The sequence below is a fragment of the Paenibacillus sp. DP01 genome, from assembly GCF_044784315.1.
Lineage (GTDB): Bacteria > Bacillota > Bacilli > Paenibacillales > Paenibacillaceae > Paenibacillus > Paenibacillus polymyxa.
On record NZ_CP173059.1, the window covers coordinates 4,087,143 to 4,110,558 of the forward strand.

Sequence of the window (23,416 nt, forward strand, 5' to 3'; positions counted from 1 at the left end):
CAGCACAAAAAAGCTGCCTCGGGTAGAGAAGCAGCTTTTCATTTTATATACTTCTAGGCAAAGCTCATCGCTCATTCAGCATCAGTACGGATTATCCAGCTTGGCGAACAGAGCACGAATAACATCCTTCTCTGCCGTAGTAAGCTGTTGTCCTGCCTGCCATTGTTGAATCTCTTTCTTGACTTCCTTCGGGTCTCTATAGCTGAGAGCATACCCGATGCCCCCTATACCTTGTACGCGGTTGGTTTTGTCCATATCTGCCAATGCTCGGATCATCGTAGTTTTGTCCCTTGTAAACAAATCTTCCATAAGATTATCGTATTCTTCAGTTAGCGCTCCATCCAAGCCAGCAGTGCCCTTGATCACATTCGGGAAACTTTCCGAAGGAACCAAAGCGCGCTGTTTATAGAGATAATCAATGATTTCCATGCTTTGATGTTCACTAATTTCGTTCATCTTCCCCCAATGGATACCTGCCAAATGGTCCGTAATATGACGTACTTTTGCTTCATCACTGAGGGATGAATCCTTATAAAAGGACAGTACAAGTTCCTCTTTACTTTGCTGGGTATGCTGCGTACTGGTTGCACTGGCCGCACTTTGCTTGGGCTCCTCATTGCTTGCTCCAGACGGCGACGCAGGGTCAGCATGGGGAGTACATCCTAGGATTACAGCCAGCAATAATGTAGTACAAGCTCCAGAAACGAACACGCTACCTTTTGACATGAATCCACTCTCCTATCCATATCTATTACGCCTGCAGCCATTCATCCATGGTTATAACGGAATAGGGTTCAGAGCTAGACTTACTTTACTCGTCATGTCCAACCGTAGGCTTACGGATCACGGAGACGCTGGATTCCCTGACAATCAGGCGAGGCTCAAACTGTATACGCTCATAATCCCCCACGGTCTGTTCCTGAATTCGCTTAAGCAGCAGTTCCGCAGCCAGGCGTGCCACCTCTTCCCCCATGATAGAAACTGAGCTGATCTGCGGGGTCGTTACCGTAGCCCACAAATTGTTATCAATACCGACCACTGCAACCTCTTGCGGTACTTTTACACCCAAATCCTTAAAGCGGTTTACGATTCCTATGGCCACCATATCATTAACTGCATAAATCGCATCCGGCATATTTTTCAAGCTGTAAAAATAATCGGCTGCCCGTAGCCCGGTCTCGAAGGAAAAGTCATCGCCAAAATACACCAGTGAAGGGTCCACATGCTGGAGAGACTGCTCATAAGCAAAGTATCTCTCTTCGATTTTGTCCTTCGCCGCACCTGCATAAGCAATTCTCGTTCTTCCGATTTTAAGCAAATGCTCCATCACAAGTCTTCCCTCTTGCCGGGCCAGACTGACGATATCCGCTTTGACGTCTTCACCCAGCTTCTTGCCATAGTTAATAATAGACACGGGAACGTTCGCTTTGTTAATCAGATCAACCAACATTTTGGGATACGCCAGCGGCATAATGATGAGCCCGTCTACATGCAGCTTCTTAACCTCACGCACCGTTTCAAGCTCCATTCTGGCATTCCCGGCCGTATTGATCTGCACGACACGATAACCGTGCTGCTTGGCAGCCTGTTCTACGGACCAAGCAATCTCTGGAATGATGGCGTTCCGGATATCTGGTACAGCCAGCGCAATTTGGCGTGTCTGCCGCACCTTTAGACTCTGAGCTGAAGTGTTAGGCGTAAAGCCCATTTCTTCAATCACTTGCAAAATAAATGCCTTCGTCTTGGGGCTGATACCCTCGCTATCGTTAATAGCCCTGGAGACAGTCGCAATACCGACCCCTGCCCGCTTGGCTACATCCTCTATGGTTACTTTCTTTTGCTCTGACACACCCAAAATCCTTTCACGCTCGGAATCGTTTTCTCTCTATGCACATAAACTCTCTAATATAGATATTATACCACAGAATGAGTCTCTAAAAATTGAATTCGTTTTCTTCTAGTCTCTTCCTCACCTGAATAATTCATAAAAACTCTTTTGTACAGAGCAACAAGTCAAATATAGCGCCATAGTCACAAGTGATTATATTCACAAAAAAATCAAGTGCTTTTTGCATTAATTTGGTTTGACAATGTGTAAAAATTGTGACATATTATTTTTCGGAAACGTTTCCTTATTCATTCACTTTTATAGCAGCAATGATCATATATTCATCAAGGAGATGACAAGACATGCAAGCATTGAGATGGCATGGAGTAAAAGATTTACGTTTGGAAAACATTGAGCAACCCGCTGCTCTTCCAGGAAAAGTAAAAATCAAAGTAGAATGGTGTGGCATTTGCGGAAGTGATCTTCACGAATATGTAGCAGGACCGATCTTCATTCCTGAAAACGCTCAGCATCCACTGACTGGCGAAAAAGCTCCGATTGTGATGGGACATGAATTTTCTGGACAAGTCGTTGAAATCGGTGAAGGTGTAACTAAAATTCAGGTTGGCGACCGTGTAGTCGTAGAACCGGTTTTTGCATGTGGAGAATGTGATGCATGTAGACAAGGCAAATATAACCTTTGCGATAAAATGGGCTTCCTCGGTTTGGCAGGCGGCGGCGGTGGATTTTCTGAATATGTCGCAGCTGACGAGCACATGGTTCACAAAATTCCAGAAAGCGTATCCTTCGAGCAAGGCGCTTTGGTAGAGCCTTCGGCCGTTGCTTTGTATGCTGTACGTCAAAGCCAACTGAAAGTCGGCGACAAAGCTGTCGTATTTGGCGCTGGTCCTATCGGATTGCTGGTTATTGAAGCGTTGAAAGCTTCGGGCGCCTCTGAGATTTATGCAGTAGAACTTTCCGAAGAGCGTAAAGCTAAAGCTGAAGAGCTGGGTGCTATTGTGCTTGATCCTAAGACTTACGATGTTGTGGAAGAGCTGCACAAACGGACTAACGGTGGCGTAGATGTAGCCTATGAAGTCACTGGAGTACCTCCTGTGCTGACTCAAGCTATTGAATCCACTAAAATTAGCGGACAAATCATGATCGTCAGCATTTTTGAAAAAGAAGCTCCAATCAAACCGAACAATATCGTTATGAAGGAACGCAATCTGACTGGTATTATCGGCTACCGTGATGTATTCCCGGCTGTCATCAGCTTGATGGAAAAAGGGTATTTCCCTGCTGACAAGCTTGTGACCAAACGTATTAAGCTCGAAGAAGTAATCGAACAAGGTTTTGAAGGTCTCCTGAAAGAAAAAAATCAGGTTAAAATCCTGGTATCTCCGAAAGCCTAATATCGAAAAAAACAGATGTCTGCCCTGTGCAGGCATCTTTTATTATAAAACCAGGTTGCACGGCAAGCGTCCATGTAAATGAAAAGACAAAACAGCGCTCTCCTACTATGGTCTCTGCCGTGAAGTAAGAATAGCGCTGTTTTATTATAATCTAGATGATTGAGTTACATTATTTCATTACATTTTTCAGAACATCATCAATCATTTGACTGTTTGCAATTGTACCTGTATACAGCCAGCTGGAATCCTTGCCAAAGTCGTATACATGGCCTTCTTTGACTGCCGGAATTCCTGCCCAGACTGGATCTTTAATAATCTTATCCTTGCTCACAATTTTGCTGTTCACGATAAAGATATAATCAGCGTTCAGCTCAGCCAATTTTTCCAGGGATAAATTGCTCCAGTTCGCCTTGGCCGTTTTGGAAATTTCCTGTACGACCTGTGGAATCTTGAATCCCAAATCCTTGTACAATACATCACCGCTGGATAAATTCTGGTTCACCACATATACATTTTTATCCGTTACCCACAATGCCGCAGCCGTTTTTTGTCCTACCGTCTGACTGAGCTTGGCTTTCGCCTCTGCTGCTTTTTTGTCGTAATTGCTTAATGCCTGCTTCGCTTCACTGCTCTTATTCAGCACCTCACCCACGGTCAGCAGCTCTTGGCGCCAATCATTATTCATATTACTGCCCACAACGTAGGTTGGAGCAATTTTGGAGTATTGATCATATTTGTCGCCTTCCACCATGCTCGCACTGTCCATCATGATCAAGTCAGGCTTGAAATTCAGAACCGCCTCGAACGGAAGATCTGAAGCGATGGCAGGAACATCTTTCAGTTCTTTTTGCAGGTAAGCTTGAACTGAATTTTTACCCACCGACCATTGGGCTACCGGTTTAACACCCAACGCCACCAGATGATCCTCCAGATAAGAAGCGAGCACACGCTGAGGCTGAGCCGGAACCTTCACCTCATGCCCAAGTGCATCCTTCAGTACCCTTTCCTGTGATGCTGGTTCTGCTGATGTATTATTGTTCCCTTGCGAAGCGCCATCGGTTGCCGTAGGACTGGATGTGCCTGAGCACGCGCTCAGCAGCAGGGTAAAACTAAGCAATACAATAAATGCCATGGAATGCTTTGTGTTTCTATTCATTTGTAAAATCCCTTCGTCATGGTTTTGATAATGATTATTATCCTCAATACCAGTATGCAGGGCACCACCTGTTGAATCAATGGAACATTCAGACAGGCTTGATGGATTATCCAGACGCATATCACTAACAAAAGCAGATGAATATAAGCTGTCCCGATAATGAACCGGGGATACGCCAGTATATTTTTTGAATGCCCGGCTAAAGAAATAGACATCTGAATACCCCACACTCGCAGCAATATCCTGCAAAGTAGCATCCGTCTTCCGCAAAAGCTCCTTCGCCTTGTCCATCCGTAATTGAATCAAGTACGTAATCGGGCTACTATCCGTTTGTTTTTTAAATAACCGGGTCAGGTGTCGCGGACTACATTCCAATAATCCGGCCAAACGTTCCAGCGTGATGGACTCCGCATAATGAGCCTGTATAAACCGAATCGCCTGTGCCACCACATCTCGCGTAGAAGTCCGAGTCTGCGGTTCCTGCGATTGGCGCATACATTCATATGCAAAATCATAGAACCGACCCTGCGCCTGAACTTTGGATAACGCCTCTTGATCCTGCCATGTGTTCGCCAGTAGCTGCAGCTTTTGATATAGTATAGCCGGATAGGGCGGTATGAAACCATAAGCTGCCGAAGGTTGATGATAAACTGTGCGTCCTGATAAAGAAGTTGCTTTATATAGTACAAGAATATATTCGATCCCGCATGATGAAGGCTTTATATTCAGTTCAAAGCCCTTGCCACCATGTAGTACATAGCCTGAATGGGATGCATCCTTCCAATCATCATCCAAGTGCACGCTACCCTGTAGCATGAACACAAAAGCGTGCGCTGGAAGACGATATAATTGAACCAGCTCTTCCGCTTCCAATCGAATGTGCCGGACATCCATGACACGGATCGACGAATGAAGCCATACGGACAGCAGCTTGTTCAGTTCATCAGCTTCATGCCCCTTGCTCATCCCGGATTGAGAACCTGTCTGCTTTTGCCGATCCTGCTTCACGTATCAAAGCCTCCGCTTCATAAATTCATACTTTTTTCCAAACCAACCTCATTATATATCATCCTTTACTTTGGCTACCATGAAACAATTATTCCCGCGCGAAACAAGGTGAATATAACATAAAGACAGAATGATATCGATATTACAACAATCGTCAACAATATCATTCTGCCTCTGTTTCTACATTTTTTCCTCTATCTATTTTAATCTCCCTACCAGATCCTATTTCTTTCATTTCCTAATTGGATATTTTCATGTAGTATAAGTCTAATTGAAGTAACCCTGCTTGGGCTATGCTGAAGCTGTACACTATGATGAAGGAGGATTTCATATTGAAATCAAATGAAGCAACTTTACACAAAAAGCTTCGACCACGGCATATTACCTTTATGGCTATGGGTGGAGTCATCGGGACGGGTATTTTTAAGGGTAGCACCGAAACGATTAGCTTGGCAGGACCTGGAGTTATTTTATCCTATGTCTTCGCAGGACTGCTGCTCTTGGTCGTTATGGGTGCGATTGCCGAGATGGCTACCGTCTACCCCAACATGAATATGAAGGATTTTATTCGCAAGGCTTTTGGAGAACGACTTTCTTTTATTATCGGCTGGTTGTATTGCTTCATGTGGCTGGCTGTTTGTGTCATTGAGGTCATTGCCGCGGGAAGCTTCCTGCAATATTGGCTGCCAGATGTCCCTCTATGGCTCCTCAGTTTAGCGAGTGCGGCTTTCATTATTGTCGTCAACATGCTGAGTGTCGGCGGTTTAGGGGAGCTGGAGTTTTGGCTGGCAGGCATTAAAATTGCCATGATTATTATCTTCATTGCCTTGGGTGGCTGTATACTGTTTGGGATTATCCCCACTGAAACTCCACCTTATTTAAGCAACTACGCTCAGCACGGCGGGTTTTTCCCCAATGGCTGGCTGGCAATCTTTTCGGCATTGCTGGTCGTTACCTTTTCTTACGGAGGTTCTGAGCTGATCGGATTGACGTTGACGGAGACTGAAAATCCAGAAAAGGTACTGCCTAAAGTGGTTAAAAGCTTTATTCTTCGCGTTGTTTTGTTCTATACGCTGCCTATTCTCATTATTTGTGGCTTGATTCCCTGGAACCAACTGGATGCAAGTACCAGCCCGTTTGTACAGGTATTGTCTTCTGTAGGGCTTCAAGGCTCAGCTCATGTCATGAACTTTATTCTGATCACTGCTGTACTGTCAGCCGCCAATTCGGGAATTTACGGGGCTACACGCATGCTCCATTCGCTGGCGATTAATGGAGAAGGTCCCAAGTCACTCGCTCGCCTGTCTTCAAATGGAGTTCCGGTGAACAGTCTCAAACTGTGCGCGGTCATCCTGATTGTTGGCTCCATGGTCGCATACGTCGCTCAGGACGGGCTGTTCCGTATTTTAATGGCTGTACCTGGCTTTGTCGTGCTGCTCGTCTGGAGCTGCATCTGCCTGTCCCAATTGAAACTGCGCAAATCTTATCCAGTGGAGCCTACCTTCAAGATATGGGGATTCCCTTATGTGACGGCGGTTACGGTCGGATGCCTATGGGTCATTGCCTTCCTGTTCTTGATTGACCCGCAAAATCGGATTAGCATCAGCGTATGCGTGGCTTTCATGGCATTTTTGGTCATCTGGTCTTTGGTGAAGTTCCGGAGAAAGCAGGCTTAAACAGCTCATGATTCAATCTTATCTGTTTCCCGTTTCATATGCTTTTCTGGCCTTCCCTGTTGCTGCGTTATTGTTTACACTTCCGTTCCTTATCGTGCAATATCGCAGACATGGCTATATTCACAAGGCTAGAGCGTGGCTGCTTTACTTGATGCTTTTATACTTGATGAACACCTTCTTTTTAGTCATACTACCGCTTCCGGCATCGCGTCATAATGCTGCTTTGGCCGGGGGAGCTTTGCAGTGGATGCCCTTGCAGTTCGTGCAAGACATCATAAGAGAAACATCCGTTTCACCTGCTCATCCTTCCAGTTATTTGCATCTGCTGAAGGAGCGTGCTTTTCTGCAAGTGGTTTTTAACGTAATGATGACCATGCCTTTCGGTATGTTCTTACGTTATTACTTCCGTGCACGATGGGGCTGGTGTCTGATTCTGTCCTTCGCCTTGTCTCTCTTCTTTGAGGTGACACAGCTGACAGGATTGTATGGATTTTTTGACCATGCGTATCGTGTATTTGACGTGGACGATCTGATGGCCAATACTTTGGGCGGTATGCTGGGCTTTCTGCTCGGCGAATGGTTTTCACGCTTTCTTCCCCGCTTGGAGCATCTGGACAAGCATGTGGACATTACAACCAAACGGGTGTCCTATACGAGACGAGGAGTAGCCTTCTTAGTGGATTCTATCCTTTGGACAGGGTTACTCGGCATGATGGAGTCCCTGCATGTATCTGCTGCTTTCTGGATTTCCAGCGGGATATACTTTATGGTGGTTCCTTACCTGACGAATGGACGGACTCCAGGGAAATGGCTGGTACGTATTCATCTTACAGGGAGAGGAAAACGAGTTTCCCTGTGGGAGCTCATCAAGCGCTACAGTCTCTTGTACTGGTTGTATTTTGGACTGAATTACGTACTGGGTGGACCTGTGCTGCGGTCTCAAGTGTCCCCTTGGGTAAGTGTGCTGATCGGTCTTGTGCTATTGGTGTTGAACGGATGGTTCTTTCTCCATCTGGTCATACGCCTGTTCAAGAAAGCACCGTTATTTTATGAGGAGCTTAGCCATACTTCTCACCAGATTATATGGCCCAAGCGCGATCATCCACCTCAGAATGACACTGCTGACTATGGACAGACGTCGGGAGCGAATATAGGTCAAGGATCACCCTAAGACTAAAGGACGTCATCAATTTCCGAATCAGCGTTACATCGTGCAAATAAAAACAGGCGGAGCAAAGGATGTCCTTTGCTCCGCCTGTTTTTTTATGTCGCGTATAGATATAACTTAACTTATTTCCACTGTGCAATTTGATCAATCGGCAAACGTGTGGACGGGTGCCCCTCGTTGATTCCTTTACCCATCGAAATGAGCATAACAGGAACATAACGATCTTTGTCCATACCAAAGGCCTCGGCAATTTGATCCTTTTCATAACCACCGATAGCGTTGGTATCGTAGCCATGAGCGCGTGCCACCAGCATAAGCTGCATAGATACCAAACCACCGTCGATCAGGACCGTTTCTCTGTTCACAACGGGATCAAGGGCAGCAAAATGGGCTGTTACTTTTTCCTGTTGCATTTCTTTAATGTCTTGTGGCATATAGCCCAGTTCTACAGCTTCTCCGAAGATTTGTTCGAAATTATCAAAGTTGTTCAGATCCCCAAACACAGCGATCACGGCCGAAGAGGTCTCCACTTGACGTTGGTTGAAACGAGCCAATGGTGCCAGGGTTGCTTTACCTTCCGGGCTGTCAATCACAAGGAAACGCCAAGGTTGCAGATTAATGGATGATGGTGCACGTGTAGCTTCCGTCAAAATCTCAGTCATTTCCTCGCGGCTGATCTTCACGGACGGATCGTATACTTTTACCGAACGGCGTCCCAATGCGATTTCTTTAAAATCATTCGTTTTTACAATATTGGATGTATTCGTATTACTCATTCCAATCTCTCCTTTGTTCCTCTGTGGGTAAATGTAAAATTACAATGTTGTCAGTCCATACTGGATATATGACTATTCATCACTTGCAGCATATCAGCTAGCTGCTGCCGCTGGGTCTCGTCGAAGCTCTGTAGCAGCTGAGCTACAAACTGCGAGCGCTCCTGCTTAAAGATGACAATACGCGCACGCCCATAATCGGTTAGGCTTACCAAGGTAACCCTGTTGTCCTCTGGCTTCGTGCGTCGTGTGACCATTCCTGTCGCTTCCAGTTGCTTCAAATGACGCGTAACGGCTGCAGCGTCAATGCCAACCTCTTTTTGCAGCAGCGTTTGACTAATCTCCTCCACTTGATACAGCTTGCATAATAGCTGCAATCTGGATGCGCTGACTCCTGCACACCGCTCGAACTTGGAGCTAATCTGCTTGTTCAGTAGCAGCAGCATATCAAAAATATAATCAGCCTCGGATGGTGTCTGGGTGATATCAATCTCTCCTCCCTTTAGCATATCGCTGGGCCTCGTGATCCAACCTTTGATCCATCAATTATTGATCTATCAAGTAATATACATCCTCTTTAGCAATAAATCAAGTCCCTGAGAAAAATAAAGTGCCTCATGCCAAATAAAAGCTGAGCGACTCACACGGAGCCGCTCAGCTTCAATTTTGCTTTTATTAGCTAGGTTATTCAATCATTGTACAATGGAGAAAAGGAATTGTGACGTTGAGTTAGATAATTCCGTGAGACAGCATAGCATCAGCCACACGCACAAATCCGGCGATGTTCGCTCCGACCACCAGATTGCCTGGCACGCCGTATTCCTCAGCCGCCTTCACGCTGTTAGCATAGATATTTTTCATAATATCATGCAGCTTGGCATCCACTTCCTCAAAGGTCCATGACAGGCGCATGCTGTTCTGCGACATTTCGAGCGCCGAAACCGCTACTCCACCTGCATTGGCAGCTTTGGCTGGTCCAAACAGAACCCCGTTCTCCAAAAATACTTCAATCGCCTGTAGCGAGGACGGCATATTGGCACCTTCACCGATAGCTTTTACGCCATTACTTACCAGCAACTGTGCTGCTTGCTCGTCGATTTCATTCTGTGTCGCACATGGCAGTGCGATGTCGCATGGGATTGACCAGATTCCCGAGCAGCCTTCTGTATAGATTGCGCCTGGACGCTCTTTCGTATACTCGCTAATCCGCAGACGATTCACTTCTTTAAGCTGCTTCACCAGCTTGAGATCAATACCGTCTGGATCATAGATATAACCATTCGAGTCACTACATGCCACGACTGTAGCACCGAGCTGCTGTGCTTTTTCAATCGCATAAATGGATACGTTCCCCGAGCCCGACACAACAACACGTTGTCCTTCAAAGGACAAACCTTGAGCTTGCAGCATCTCGTTTACAAAATACACACAACCGTATCCAGTCGCTTCTGTTCGTGTGAGACTGCCTCCGTAATGAATCCCTTTACCTGTCAGGACGCCGCCTTCATGTCCTCCGCGAATACGCTTGTATTGCCCGAACATGTATCCGATCTCACGGCCGCCTACACCAATATCCCCTGCCGGAACGTCGGCATCTGGGCCGATATATTTATACAGCTCCGTCATGAAGCTTTGTGTAAAACGCATCACTTCGTTATCTGATTTACCTTTGGGGTCAAAATCCGAACCGCCTTTGCCACCACCGATTGGAAGACCCGTCAACGCATTTTTGAAAATTTGCTCAAAGCCCAAAAATTTGACGATACCCAGGTACACAGATGGATGGAAGCGAAGTCCACCTTTATAAGGACCAATCGCACTGTTAAACTGTACGCGGAAGCCACGGTTGACCTGTACATTGCCTGCATCGTCTACCCAAGGTACACGGAAGGTAATGACACGTTCTGGCTCCACCAGCCGTTCCAAAAGCCCCTGCTGCATATACTTAGGATGCTTAGCCAATACCGGAATTAGCGAATCCAAAATTTCTTTGACGGCCTGATGGAATTCATTCTCATGAGGATTGCGCGCGATAACCTTCTCAAAAACGGACTGCACATATTCGGCTGCTGCTTGTTGACTCTGCTCTGGACGGATCATGGTCATTATTTAATACACCCCTTTTATAATTAGCCCCTCTGTTAAATGACGGAATGACTTTTATTCTGCACCTTCGAGAGTGGAACTTTATGTATTCATAAAATTTAGTTAACTATACATGATTTTTTATATAAATACATCCAATTTCCCTATAAAAGATTTTTGTATCCTTCATTAAATAACTCTATGAACCTACCACTGCCTGTTATATTCCTAAAGCCAAATCCCTTGATTTACGGGCTTTTTTCACGATTTCTAAGGCCCTAACACCTTACTCTATGTGGCATTATAATGTGAACAAATTGAAACTAAAACATACATCATATCTGGAAAATATGGATATAAAAAAGGAGGCTAGCGCCCAGGACGCAGCCTCTTTCCCATCCGTAAGAAGGTAACAACTCACCATTACGGAAATATTCTGTTACACATAAAAGGCTTCAAGCTGACGCACAATTTCGGCCTCGTCATGCTCTACCACCTGCTGGTGTTGCGGCTTGGAGAACAATTGTTCAATTTGCGCCGGGAACTCTTGCTTAATGTCCACCAGACGGATCGCCTCATCGAATTTGGCCGGATGTGCTGTCGCAAAGGTCACACAGACTTCGTCCGCGCCATTATACGCCTCATACGCGGCAATACCGCAAGCCGTATGCGGATCAAGCAAATAATCGTATTCAGCTTTGTACTTTTTGATCAGCTCCAGACACTGCTCATTCGAAGCACCCAGCGCTTCAAAATCCTGCTGGACACGTTTCAAATCCTCTGCACCGATCACAATCCGTCCCTCTGTTTTGAGGTTATTCATGTATTCAGATACCTTGGCTGCATCCTCTCCGAGGAAGTAGTACAGGTATCTTTCGAAATTACTTGCCACCTGAATGTCCATGGAAGGACTGTATGTGCTTTTGAAATCGCCCGGCTGGTATTCGCCAGTCTTCACGAAGCGCTCCAAAATGTTATTTTCGTTCGTGGCAATGATCAGCTTGTGGATGGGCAGACCCATTTTCTTCGCAAGAAAGCCGGAAAAGATATTGCCAAAGTTGCCGGATGGCACGCTGACATTGATCTTCTTCGTACCCGCAGACTCCTGCGCCCGGAAATAAGCATAGAAGTAATAAACGGTCTGCGCCAAAATACGCACAAAGTTAATCGAATTAATCGCCCGCAGATGATGTTTGGCTTTGAAGTCCAGATCTGCAAACAGGTCCTTAATTACTTTTTGACAATCGTCAAAGTTCCCTTTTACTGATAGATTCAGCACGTTCTCATCGTCTACTGTCGTCATTTGCAGCTCTTGTACCTTGCTCACCTTTTGATGCGGATGCAAAATACAGATTTTGATGCCTTCCTTGCCACGCACGCCTTGAATGGCTGCTGCTCCCGTATCGCCCGAGGTTGCACCCAAAATATGAATGATCTCATTCTGCTTTTTGGACACGTAGGAATAAAATTCACCCATAAATTGCAGCGCCACATCCTTGAACGCGAACGTAGGCCCATGGAACAGCTCCAAAATAGACAGGGAATCGTTGATCTTCTTCACTGGCGTAACTTCCGGATGACGGAAGCTTGCATAACTGCGCTTCACCAGCTGCTCCAAATCCTCACGAGGAATCTCATCATTGATATACAGCGCAAAAACTTCCAGCAGCAGCTCTCTGTAGCTCAATGTAGCCCACTGCTCCAGCGTAGCTGCCGACACGGTCGGAATCTGCTCCGGCACCATTAGTCCTCCATCGTCAGCTAACCCCATGAGCACAGTATCAATAAATCCCTTGGCTTCTACGCGACCTCTAGTGCTTATATATCTCATATACATCCCCCAATAAAAATTCAATTCGAACCTTTTTTCGAATATATTATTGTCTATAATACCCTGTCGCGGTGCTGTAACCAAGCCTTTTTTTCATATTTTAAAGACTTTCTCCTACTTTACCATACCCCGATGCGTCAAGCATCTGTCATTGCTAGACAATCAGAACGTCAGGAACAGGCCGTAAGTGTGAAAAAAAGCAGGCTACTCCAGTCATTAGGAGCCTGAAATCGAAAGTGCAGCCAACTTGAGCGAAGGAGATGTGCAGCTTCCCGTAAAACGCAAATCGTTGCCAACTTCCTCTACCTGCTGTAGGACGTCAAAGAAGTTGCCTGATACGGTAATCTGATTGACCGCTCTGACCACCTGCCCCTGCTCAATCCAGTATCCCAGACAAGCCAGCGAAAAATTACCGGACGCCGTATTGGTACCCGCATGCAGCCCTTGCAGCTCGACGATCATCAGCCCACGATCCGTCTTGCGAATCATGTCCTCCAATGTACACGTGCCTGGAGCCACGTACAGATTATGATACGACACCCCAATTTTACCGTTATAGCTGCCTTTGGAAGCATGAGAGGTACTCTGTACCCCAGCCTTGCGGGCCGTCTTGCGGTTATGGAAATACGTCCGCAGTTCGCCATCCTTAATGATCTCGTTGCGGCGTGTCGCACTGCCTTCCGCATCAAACGTGCTGCCTGCCGGAACGTTTTTCATTAGCGGATCATCAATCAGCGTGATATGTTCGCTTGCCACCTTCTGACCCAGCTTCCCAGCCAAGCGTGAAAAGCCTTTATCCACCGATTCTGCTGAAAATACCGACGTATACGCAGCCAGCAATTGCGCTGCTGCATCATGACGGAAAATGACCGGATAGTTATCCGATTGGATCGTGTGCGCCCCCAGCTTGGAAACAGCCTCTTTCACAGCTTTATGCGCCACATCTACAATATCGATCTCTTCCACGCTCCGCAGCGAATAATCATGCCAGCCCCCGGTAACGGTTTCGCCATGGTCGGCTGCAATCACATACACATAAGCGGTCGCCAGACTTTTGCGACGATGACAGCTCAGTCCTTTAGTATTCACAATCAGGACCTCATTTTCACGAATGCTGACCGAGCAATGCCGAGCCATCACGATACGTGGATCTGCGGCAAGCGCTGTACGTTCCATTTCCAGCGCCGCTTCGATCAGAATTTCAGGAACTGTGTCAGCCAACGCTACGGCATAGGCAGGCTGCTCAGGATAGCTCTCAGAGCCTTCAAACAGCTCATCCTGCTCCTCGCTCTCCAATATATCCGCGTTGCTACGTGCTTCTTCCAATAAAAAGTCGATCACATCTGGTTCCAGCTTCTCCGTAGAGGCATAGCCCATTTTTCCGTTAATGACGCCACGGAAGGAAAGTCCGCCATTTTCAACGATGGTATATTGGTCAATTTCTCCCTTCAGTACCTTCACCGAGGTAGAACGTCCATTTACATAGTAGATTTCCATATCCGCATAGCCCATTTCCCGACCTTTGGCGAACAACGCTTCCTGAAATTGCTGAATATTCATCGCCTATTCCCCCTTTCGTCCGCCGACGGTCATTTCGGATACACGAATCGTCGGTTGTCCGCAGTTGACCGGAAGACTTCCACTGACCGAGCCGCACATCCCCTGACCATGATCCAGATTGTTGCCGACCATATCAATATTTTGCAGGGTTTCAATCCCTTTGCCGATCAACGTCGCGCCTTTGACCGGCTCGCCAATTTTACCGTTGCGAATCATGTACGCCTCTTCCACTGCAAAATTAAACTCGCTCGTCGAGGTATTCACCGAACCACCGCCCAGCGATTTGGCATAGATCCCGTACTCCGTATTGGCAATGATCTCTTCACGGGTAGACGCGCCATTCGCAATGAACGTATTGTTCATACGGGATGCAGGCGCGAATTTATAGGATTGTCTTCGTCCTGATCCCGTCGCAGGTACACCCATCTGGCGCGAGCCCATGCGGTCGATTAGATATCCTTTTAAAATACCGTTCTCGATCAGTACGTTGCGCTGTGTCGGCGCTCCTTCATCATCGATATTGAGCGAGCCCCATGCATTTGGAATCGTTCCATCATCTATAGCTGTGACGAGCGGTGAAGCCACCTGCTGCCCGATTTTATTGGCAAACACGGAAGTTCCATGCGCCACCGCCGTAGATTCCAGCCCGTGTCCACACGCCTCGTGAAAAAGGACGCCGCCGAAGCCATTCTCAATTACAACAGGCAGCCTGCCGCTAGGCGCATATCCTGCTTTGACCATCGTGGACGCAATGCGAGCGGCGTGTCTGGCATTTTCTTCGATGTTCAGGTTCTCCAGGAATTCAGTCCCAGCATACGCTCCCGGTCCACGGAACCCGGATTGTCTATGCTCCCCATCAGTCGCAATCGCGCTTATTCTCATGCGTGTATACGTACGGGTATCCTCCACCAGCAGCCCGTTGCTATTGGCGATTAAGATGTTCTGGATCGAGTTGCTGATCCCAACAGAGGTTTGCGTGATGGAAGGATTATATTGGCTTGCCGCCTCATGCGCCCGTCTCATCATGTCAATCTTGGCACGTTTCTGTGAACCATCAGGTATGATCGCAATCGGATGTTGGTTAGGGATGGCATGAGGATGGAGTGTAATCGTGTGTGCACCTGGTGCTCCACCTCCACGAATAGCCTTGGCAGCCGATTTGGCCAGTCTGATCAGGCTCTGTTCGCTCATATCACTGGTGTAGGCATACACCGAGAAATGCTCCTTCATGATCCGAATGCCAATCCCAAAATCCCGGCCCGACAGCGCCGTATCCACGACGCCCCCAGTCATGCCCAATTGTCCATTGGTGCGGTCCTCGACGAACACCTCTGCAAAATCTCCGCCCGTCTCCAGCGCGGCTTGCAGCATATCCTGAATCTGTGTTGGATGTATCATCACGTTCCTCCTCTTTTTTGCCATGTTTCATATTGTACGTCTAAGCGATCAAGAACATATGCGGGTTCATGCTTATTTCCCATAACTTTACTATACATGATGTCGGGAGTGGGTGTAACTATCTGGGCGTAGGGTGATTGCGGGGAGAGTGAAGATTTATGCGCGGGGATGAAGGGATTGAAATGAGAAAACCCGATCAGACCGTGAAGGGTCATGTCGGGTTAGCTTGAGTTGCTTGATTACTGGGTGAATTGAGCCAGTACGTGCAACTAAGGACGCTACGTGGACGGATCATTCTTCCGATCGCTGTTGCCCTCAGATTTTTTTGATTATATTTTAGCGGTTAAAATCCGGGTTCAAAGGCGAACGCTCCGCTTCTTCAGAACAATTCCGTCCCCTCCGCTGCTATGCTTGGGTTTGCTTCATTTTGTTTGCCAAAATACTTTTTTTCAAGCGAACTTTAAACAGTTCTCTTCGTAAATCTAGTTCCATGATATGAAGATGCTCTGCTGCTTCTTTGACGGTTTCCATGTGCAGTACGCTTGCCTTTTGAGAAATGATAGCTAGCGCATCCCAAATGAGCTTTGTGCAGGTTTTAAGTCTCTCTATGTGTTCATCTTCTTGCTGTACCAAGCTCTCGTATTCTTTAGCCGTATTTTCAGATGAGTTTGTATGTTCCATGCTCTTTAGTATCTTAGGTAGGGTATCCAAGTTATCATCTCCTTTTTATTCAAAGTGTAGCAAAGGATGATAACGGATGTGGTACGTAGATACGTAACAATGAGAGAATAATAGATAAGGTTATTATGACAATTTAGTGTGCAAGATAAAATAAGACTCTTTGACATTCCAAGATAAGGATTATATCAAACTTAGAAGTTTTAAAAGTACAACTAAATAAGTAGATATTATTTCTATTCAAATCATTAGTCTCGTGAAATAAATTATCCTTTCTTTCACGCCAAATGGCTGTACCTTAAAAGAAATACCTTCTTCACAAAATGAGCTCAATTGTAAAAAGAGCTGCCGAAACAGCTCAAGAAATACCTCATGATCACACGCATTATTTTACTTTTTCAAGATGGGTATCCATATTTCACTTTTGAAAGTCGGTGAGGTTATATCTTTACTCTCATTCCACAAGATTTCCGGACCTTCTATTTGTTCATAGTTTGAGGATGGGAACCATTCGGAATAAATACGCCCCCACACATCTTGTAAAGTATCAGGAAATGATCCGATTGCTTCAAATACTGCCCATGTTGAGGCTGCAACTTCAAGTTGTGTTAGGTTATCTGGACACTCCTTTGTTGTTGCAACGCCAATATAGTGATCAAGCTCCCCTTTTTCCTCCATTCTACCTTCAGAAAAGTTTGTGGATGCGCTAAGCAACCCCATAGGCTCGACATTAGAAATACTTTTAAGATTATTGATCGTTTCACTCTCTAAACTTTCCCACATCGCAGCAATCTCTGGATTGACTCCGTTGAAAATAATGGGAACTCTTTTCTTGATACCAACGATGCAAAATGCCCCTTTTTCTTCAATTCGATAGTTCATTTCACTTCCCCCTTTAATGGATAACTGGAAGGTCATTCGTGGATATGCTTTAAGTGAACGGCCATTAATTCTGGCTTCAGACGGCGTTAATCCATGTAAATTTTGAAAAGCTCTTGTAAAAGAATCTGGTGAATTGTACCCGTATTTAATCGCGATATCAATAACCTTTAGTTTGTTGTCTTTAAGCTCGAATGCTGCAAGAGTGAGGCGTCTGCGGCGGATGTATTCTGATAACGTAACACCTGCAAGAAAAGAAAACATTCTTTTAAAATGAAATTCAGAGCAGTAAGCCAACCTTGCTACCTCTTTAAAATCAATTTCGTTAATCAGGTTCTCTTCAATATACCTTATCGCTTCATTCATGCTCTTAAGCAAATCCACTATATGACCTCCTTCATCAATAGAATAACAGTAGTTGAATGTATCCATCCGACAATTCCTGCGCAATTATGTAGGGTCTATTCTTATTCATAAATTTAGTGCGAATACATTATAATAGAGCGCGTTTGAGGTACTTATCAGGAATAGATGGTACAAGCTCCAGCAAGCGTTTGACTGTCATGGAATTTTAAAGTCGTATACATTCGAGATGATGGAGAGATTCTTGCAAACAAGTCCGAATTATTGGAGCAGTGGTCTAATGCAGAGCAAGTTGGAGAAAATTTATTTAAAACTAAAGAAGGACAAACTATCACTGCTCCGAAGCAAACATGCGACCTAACACAACCTATCTCAATTCACGGGGGTTGAAAAATGAAACGAAAATATTTTTATAGAACGGCCGTATTATCTCTTGTGGTTTTTGTGAGTGCTATATTTGGAACCTCTTCTTTTAACGCTAATGTAGCACCGATTAATCACTCTATTCATATCAATGGAACCTCTTTGCTCAAAGTGAATGATTATGACGTTTTGTACTGCACACCGATTGGTCCCTACGTTAATGAAGAAAAACGTCTCATGGTTCCGCTTCGTTCCGTTACCGAGCTTCTTGGCGCAAAAGTTAATTACAACGGTAAACTTCAGGAAGCAAAAATCAGGTGGAGATCAAACGAAATTGTGTTTCAAAAGGGAGCAAAAACATATAAACTGAACGATACTTCAGCACAGATGGACACTCAGCCCGAAGTGATTCAGGATGCCTTTGTCATTCCGCTTGGGGTATTGCTGAGAAGTATGAATATCCCGTTTGAGTACATGAACAACAAAGTGATTGTAAAAGATCCAGCTTTTGACCAAAGCAAGATTTTTCAAAGAGTAATAGAACTGGATCGAGGAAGATCCATTGTTGACAATCCTTCTGCACTGAGTATTCAAAATTTCAAACTTGTGGAAGAGAAAAACTCAGCAAGCGAAACCAGAGGGAGTATCACGGTGAGTGGGTTAAATGGGACAGGCTCTACGATTAGTGAAGGGAAAGAAGATTTGCACATCATTGGCTTCTTTAATCAAACGGTAGAAATGGATGCAGATTTCGCGTCTGTAGATATCCCGGATCGAAAACGTCTAAAAGTTAATCAGGAAGGTCACGTGTCTCAAAGTCTGTCGTATCTTAAAATAAATGACCCTTTACAGTATTTACTAGCTGCCGGAAGAACATTACAATCGAAGAATGAACGAAAATAGTAATATCCCGTTGGACTGAGCCTTTTAGTTTTGCCAGGACCAAGGAAGCTTGTTTTAATATCTACTGGATAAAATCGTTTAACTGATAAGATTATGTCTTGCACCATGGCTTTTCTTATGCCTATAAAGAAATTATAAAACGTATCTCCATTTTTAACACTATAAATAACTATGACTTTCCATCCTCCTATCAGAGTTAACATACACACTTAAATCGCGGAAGGGCAAAATCCCACGCCAATTGGCCAGATTGGTTTCTCGAAGGATTACAGCAGTTGTACTAACGTAGCAGAATTCTACAACTAAAAGCTCTCACTTAACTCAATGTCTTAAATATTTCATGTCTACATTTGGTCTACAATAAAAGTGATTAAAAACAAAAACCCGCTCAATGAGCGGGTTTCAGTATAGAGGCGTGGGGAGTTTCCCCTCTGTTCCAAACTTTTTTACCAGACATTAAATGTTCCTCAAACCCTACAACAAGACTTCAAGAGCAATTGATTTATTACCCATTAAACTATCAAGCATTATTTCTTAATGTCAACATGTAATGTTATGGTCTAGCCACTCATCTCATCTCGATATAATACTACCACGCACTCCACGTGCCTTGAGTGTACAAAAATGATGACCCTAAGGCCTGGTCGCCCCTTGGCGGAAAATCTATCGTTTTTAGATCAGAGTCTTATGTCTTTCTTTTTTATTTTCTACTGAAAGTGTCCCTCCTGATCCATCTGCCCCAAGGCAGTCTTGGTTTTTCTGACTTTCTGACAATCCTCTCAAACATAAAACCAGTAAAATAATTTATTGCTCAACTACCCCAAAATCATCCACATAAACATATGCTGTACCAGGATTCTTGTAAGCATACACTGTTGCCCTGGTAGCGCCTTCTCCGGTTGTAAAAGGAATGTTTACCATTGTCCAGGATGTACTGTCAGATGTTGCGGATGCATCCGTTCCTTCAAAGCCATTAACGCCAATCTGAATCCGCTCTCCTATGTCTGCCTTAACCCAGGCGGTACACATATAGCTGGTATTAGGACTTAGCCCCGTAAGTACCTGCTCGATACCATCTTCTCCGGGTCCCAATCTAACACTCTTAGAGCCGCTTCTTGGTACCGATACACTTGCAGCAGTATCTGAATATGTTGCCGCCCATGGTGAGATTATCCCTTTCTCGAAATCAGATTGACTTACGTTATTAACATAAAGTAAGCTGACACTCTCAAAAACCGGGTCCGGAGGTGAAGAAAAATCATGCCCGGCAGTCCAGTCAGTTCCACCGAACTCATATGCTCCAATATCCGGTGCCGAACCAACATAATCATTCGTGATTCCAGATATTACAACCCCTGCATTAATAGCTGGAGAAGTAGACTGCAACCTGAAATCATATGCTGTGGGATTCACAAATAACGGATTGGTTTCTGAGGTAATATTATTTCCCTCTATATGAGCACCAGGCAGTGTAAAGGCTGTAGTAAAGATATTGTTGAAAATTCTGTCGCCGTACATATCTGACTGAAAATTACTTCCCCAATATCCTACATTTCCGTTACTGTAGGTGGTATTGTTATAAATCAGGTTAAAATTACTGGGTGTATTCAATCTTATCCCTGTATAGTTTCCCCATACAACATTATGATGCACAGTATAGCCCTTGCTACCGTTATCCAGATAGATACCAGTGCCGGAATAATTCTTTGCCAGATTATCATGGATGTAGTTATGATGAATTACCGTCCCTTGCCCATCCCAGGCAAATTCATAGAGTATTCCGCAGTCTTTTGTCAGCTTTCCTGCATTGTACAGATTATTATATTGTATCTGGCTGTTTTGGGTAGGCATAAATATCAGATAACGCCCAGCGTTATATACCGTATTATGACTGATTAGATGGTTTGCCCCCAATAGATAGATTGCCGGAATATCCGCTGCCGAATAATTTGCTTCATGAATAAGATTATTAATTACCTTATTTCCTGTTCCCTCTATACTCACCAGATTACCGGAACTGTAGGTCAAAGTACTGTCTCTAAGCTCATTATTGGTACCGGACATAAATATCCCTGTACTGTATTGTCTGGTAACATCCGAATCATGACTGACATATTCCGCAATCATATTAGAAACTGTACAGTAATTAGAATTAGACATTTTAATGCTGGAGGCAAAGATATTAATTCCGGTAATATTTATGTAAGAGCGGGAACTTAAATCAAATGCATAAGTCCGCTTCTTTGCTTCTACTGTCAAAGTATTCGGATCAACTCCACCAGGTGCCCATAAATAAAGTCTGCCAGTAATGCTGTCATAATACCATTCTCCCGCACTGTCAAGATCTTTAAGATTACCAGTAATATAATAGCTGTTACCGCCTGTCGCTGAAGTATCTATTTGATCAAAGGTAATGGAGCCGTCACTTGAGCTGGTAATGGTACTTTTATAAGATTTGTAGCCTGTTCCCGGAACACTCCAAACCGTTTTGCCAACCCAGTATCCAGGTGGCTGAGTTAAGTCCCCATCCTTGATGGTTGTAGTGGAACCGGAATCAACTGTTGCATATGTTGAATTTAAGGGATCAAGTGTTGATGAATTGGGCCATCTAGCTTCAAATTGCATTTGCTTATTAACAAATATCTGATTTTTTGTTCCAAGGGAACCCCTCATTTCCGCATAATAGATGGATCCGGAGTAATTTTTCCAGCCAGTAACCGGATCGGCACCGGATACCGTTACGTTCTCTCCTGTATAAGCCTCAAAGTTTATGGGTTTTGCAGAAGTTCCGGAAGTATGAAGTGTTACTGTTTCCCGGTATGTACCACCTCGTATGATGCAGGTATCTCCGGCTTTCATGGTATCTGCTGCCTTTTGTATGGTTTTCCATGGATTTGATAGTGTACCGGTCCCAGTGATGTCATTCCCCGTTGTAGAAACATAATATACGGAATTTGCCTTTACAGTTTCCACACCCAGATTAAAAGTAAATACATAAATCATCATAATTACAACTAAAAATCTAAAGCCTGTTCTCTTATTCATCGCTTACCTCCTGGAATGAATTCTATTTTTAGATACGGCTTCTACGCCTGGGCTTAAGTTCACTGCTAGATATGTTATAATATAGAAATTTGTGTATATATAAGCCCTTAATTATTTAATCGACTTATACCGACTTAAAGTTTATGATTCTTTCGGCGAAGCTTCTCCGATACTGAACCCATCCAGCCATTTCATTGACCATGCATGGTATTATTTTCTTTCCGAAATGGGTGCATGAGCATCCAGAGATTAAAGTACGCTATCAAAATGATTTCATCCCTCTGATGGAAGAATCGCGTGAAAAGTATGAGACTTATCCGAAGCATGTAGTTCCTGAATTCGCATATATTACTTTTATTGAAAATGCAGGTGTGAACAACGAGAAGTTGATTGCCCAGGCACCTTACGCGGGCATGACAGATGATATTCGTGCGGGTAAGTTGCAAGCATAGTCAATCAAGACGAATTGAACTGAAAAGCCTGAGCCTGTGCCTCATAACGTAAGACAAATTAAAACACCTACCAACCTGGTCATACCCTGTCTACTTGACAGGGGTATGACCAGATTGGTAGGTGCCCAGCATCTTTTTTAATGTTCTCTATAACCCTCTAATCTCCATTGGCTATTCTTCTTTCTCTTTTTCATCATGAAGCATCATCTCTAATACAACATATACAAACTGTGCTCCGTCCTTCATGCCCTGCCAGTACAAAGCTTCATTCTCCAATGCTTGCTTGTAATGATGCTTATCCTCCCATTCCGAGAATTCAGGTCTGTTCACAATATCCATCTCAGAAAGTCTCTTCGGTTCCTCTGGGCAGGGCATTAGGATCAATATTTACGCTAATTCCCAGTCAGGTCAACAACCAGGTTCTCAATCGTACTTTTATCGCTTCCATTATTCCCCGCAAATACATACATCATTGGTATATGTTGACCTTCCCTGCATCTGTTTTATTAAAGTAATTGAACCACAGCAAGTTGATTGCACGTCACAGAAGGGAATAACCTTATTTTATTCAACTCCAAATCCTTACGTTCAAAAATGGTATCCGATCTCGGCACTTGCGTATTACCATATTCCTATATTAAATCATGTTACACTTCCCTCCCGTATCACCTGCTTCCAAAAATAAACATAGTAAATCCCCCAATCAATGGGTCATTCTGTAAACTAAATCTCTCTTTTAACCGATAAATACATATGCTGGGTTGTTTATTAAATATCACCTCTCGTTCCTTTTTAGCGTACAAACCTTGTTATACATATTTATATGGACTCACTG

At 44.5% G+C, this 23,416-nt stretch carries 17 protein-coding genes and 1 pseudogene; 5 read left to right on the forward strand and 13 right to left on the reverse strand.

Annotated features, from left to right (window positions below; translation table 11 throughout):
* Positions 1-81: 81 nt before the first annotated feature.
* The gene (locus ACH59B_RS17920; RefSeq protein WP_016821823.1) at positions 82-726 is read right to left on the reverse strand and encodes a hypothetical protein; all 645 of its coding nucleotides are present in this window, start codon (positions 724-726) and stop codon (positions 82-84) included.
* An 85-nt stretch (positions 727-811) separates the two neighbouring features.
* Positions 812-1,849 (reverse strand): LacI family DNA-binding transcriptional regulator, encoded by a 1,038-nt coding sequence (locus ACH59B_RS17925; protein ID WP_016821824.1) that lies wholly within the window; start codon positions 1,847-1,849, stop codon positions 812-814.
* A gap of 341 nt (positions 1,850-2,190) precedes the next feature.
* Here ACH59B_RS17925 and ACH59B_RS17930 point away from each other — a divergent pair, with 341 nt between their 5' ends.
* Complete coding sequence (locus ACH59B_RS17930; protein ID WP_016821825.1) at positions 2,191-3,243, forward strand: 2,3-butanediol dehydrogenase; 1,053 nt, start codon at positions 2,191-2,193, stop codon at positions 3,241-3,243.
* Positions 3,244-3,412: 169 nt separating this feature from the next.
* Here ACH59B_RS17930 and ACH59B_RS17935 read toward each other — a convergent pair whose 3' ends face one another.
* The gene (locus ACH59B_RS17935; protein ID WP_017426836.1) at positions 3,413-5,407 is read right to left on the reverse strand and encodes an AraC family transcriptional regulator; all 1,995 of its coding nucleotides are present in this window, start codon (positions 5,405-5,407) and stop codon (positions 3,413-3,415) included.
* Between the two features lie 332 nt (positions 5,408-5,739).
* Between ACH59B_RS17935 and ACH59B_RS17940 the strand changes: the two genes are divergently transcribed.
* Positions 5,740-7,083 (forward strand): amino acid permease, encoded by a 1,344-nt coding sequence (locus tag ACH59B_RS17940; RefSeq protein ID WP_016821827.1) that lies wholly within the window; start codon positions 5,740-5,742, stop codon positions 7,081-7,083.
* 7 nt (positions 7,084-7,090) lie between these two features.
* Entirely contained in the window at positions 7,091-8,254 is a 1,164-nt protein-coding gene (locus ACH59B_RS17945) for a VanZ family protein (RefSeq protein WP_017426835.1), read from the forward strand.
* 119 nt (positions 8,255-8,373) lie between these two features.
* Here ACH59B_RS17945 and ACH59B_RS17950 read toward each other — a convergent pair whose 3' ends face one another.
* The 8 genes from ACH59B_RS17950 to ACH59B_RS17985 all read right to left on the reverse strand — a co-directional run bounded on the left by ACH59B_RS17950 (position 8,374) and on the right by ACH59B_RS17985 (position 17,839).
* Complete coding sequence (locus tag ACH59B_RS17950; protein WP_016821829.1) at positions 8,374-9,027, reverse strand: nitroreductase family protein; 654 nt, start codon at positions 9,025-9,027, stop codon at positions 8,374-8,376.
* A 50-nt stretch (positions 9,028-9,077) separates the two neighbouring features.
* Complete coding sequence (locus ACH59B_RS17955) at positions 9,078-9,470, reverse strand: MarR family winged helix-turn-helix transcriptional regulator (RefSeq protein ID WP_026065410.1); 393 nt, start codon at positions 9,468-9,470, stop codon at positions 9,078-9,080.
* A gap of 283 nt (positions 9,471-9,753) precedes the next feature.
* Positions 9,754-11,130, reverse strand: a complete 1,377-nt coding sequence (gene gdhA / locus ACH59B_RS17960; protein WP_019688217.1) for an NADP-specific glutamate dehydrogenase — start codon at positions 11,128-11,130, stop codon at positions 9,754-9,756.
* Between the two features lie 418 nt (positions 11,131-11,548).
* Positions 11,549-12,940 carry a threonine synthase gene (gene thrC, locus ACH59B_RS17965; protein WP_045244289.1) on the reverse strand — a complete coding sequence of 464 codons (1,392 nt, stop codon included), beginning with the start codon at positions 12,938-12,940 and terminating at the stop codon, positions 11,549-11,551.
* Between the two features lie 216 nt (positions 12,941-13,156).
* Entirely contained in the window at positions 13,157-14,500 is a 1,344-nt protein-coding gene (locus ACH59B_RS17970) for a TldD/PmbA family protein (RefSeq protein ID WP_404302281.1), read from the reverse strand.
* 3 nt (positions 14,501-14,503) lie between these two features.
* Positions 14,504-15,898, reverse strand: coding sequence for a TldD/PmbA family protein (locus ACH59B_RS17975; protein WP_045244287.1), 1,395 nt, complete (start codon positions 15,896-15,898; stop codon positions 14,504-14,506).
* 405 nt (positions 15,899-16,303) lie between these two features.
* A complete protein-coding gene (locus ACH59B_RS17980) occupies positions 16,304-16,609 on the reverse strand; it encodes a hypothetical protein (protein WP_230681864.1) in 306 nt (101 codons plus the stop codon).
* Between the two features lie 357 nt (positions 16,610-16,966).
* Complete coding sequence (locus tag ACH59B_RS17985) at positions 16,967-17,839, reverse strand: AraC family transcriptional regulator (protein WP_031461979.1); 873 nt, start codon at positions 17,837-17,839, stop codon at positions 16,967-16,969.
* A 372-nt stretch (positions 17,840-18,211) separates the two neighbouring features.
* On the opposite strand from ACH59B_RS17985, the gene ACH59B_RS17990 reads away from it, so the two are divergent.
* The gene (locus ACH59B_RS17990; RefSeq protein ID WP_123797497.1) at positions 18,212-19,084 is read left to right on the forward strand and encodes a copper amine oxidase N-terminal domain-containing protein; all 873 of its coding nucleotides are present in this window, start codon (positions 18,212-18,214) and stop codon (positions 19,082-19,084) included.
* An 804-nt stretch (positions 19,085-19,888) separates the two neighbouring features.
* Here the strand turns inward: ACH59B_RS17990 and ACH59B_RS17995 are convergent.
* Positions 19,889-22,129, reverse strand: coding sequence for a carbohydrate binding domain-containing protein (locus tag ACH59B_RS17995; RefSeq protein WP_031461980.1), 2,241 nt, complete (start codon positions 22,127-22,129; stop codon positions 19,889-19,891).
* Positions 22,130-22,329: 200 nt separating this feature from the next.
* Between ACH59B_RS17995 and ACH59B_RS18000 the strand changes: the two are divergent.
* Positions 22,330-22,581: pseudogene (locus ACH59B_RS18000) on the forward strand (phenolic acid decarboxylase); the annotation flags it as partial.
* 171 nt (positions 22,582-22,752) lie between these two features.
* On the opposite strand, the gene ACH59B_RS18005 reads toward ACH59B_RS18000, so the two are convergent.
* Entirely contained in the window at positions 22,753-22,920 is a 168-nt protein-coding gene (locus ACH59B_RS18005; protein WP_017426816.1) for a hypothetical protein, read from the reverse strand.
* Positions 22,921-23,416: the final 496 nt, after the last annotated feature.

Coding starts and splice junctions, on each gene's coding strand:
- ACH59B_RS17955 (WP_026065410.1), bottom strand. CDS start 9,470: ATGCTGCTGCTACTGAACAAGCAGATTAGCTCCAAGTTCGAGCGGTGT.
- ACH59B_RS17920 (WP_016821823.1), bottom strand. CDS start 726: ATGTCAAAAGGTAGCGTGTTCGTTTCTGGAGCTTGTACTACATTATTG.
- ACH59B_RS17945 (WP_017426835.1), top strand. CDS start 7,091: ATGATTCAATCTTATCTGTTTCCCGTTTCATATGCTTTTCTGGCCTTC.
- ACH59B_RS17995 (WP_031461980.1), bottom strand. CDS start 22,129: ATGAATAAGAGAACAGGCTTTAGATTTTTAGTTGTAATTATGATGATT.
- gdhA (WP_019688217.1), bottom strand. CDS start 11,130: ATGACCATGATCCGTCCAGAGCAGAGTCAACAAGCAGCAGCCGAATAT.
- ACH59B_RS17930 (WP_016821825.1), top strand. CDS start 2,191: ATGCAAGCATTGAGATGGCATGGAGTAAAAGATTTACGTTTGGAAAAC.
- thrC (WP_045244289.1), bottom strand. CDS start 12,940: ATGAGATATATAAGCACTAGAGGTCGCGTAGAAGCCAAGGGATTTATT.
- ACH59B_RS17975 (WP_045244287.1), bottom strand. CDS start 15,898: ATGATACATCCAACACAGATTCAGGATATGCTGCAAGCCGCGCTGGAG.
- ACH59B_RS17970 (WP_404302281.1), bottom strand. CDS start 14,500: ATGAATATTCAGCAATTTCAGGAAGCGTTGTTCGCCAAAGGTCGGGAA.
- ACH59B_RS18005 (WP_017426816.1), bottom strand. CDS start 22,920: ATGGATATTGTGAACAGACCTGAATTCTCGGAATGGGAGGATAAGCAT.
- ACH59B_RS17990 (WP_123797497.1), top strand. CDS start 18,212: ATGAAACGAAAATATTTTTATAGAACGGCCGTATTATCTCTTGTGGTT.
- ACH59B_RS17950 (WP_016821829.1), bottom strand. CDS start 9,027: ATGAGTAATACGAATACATCCAATATTGTAAAAACGAATGATTTTAAA.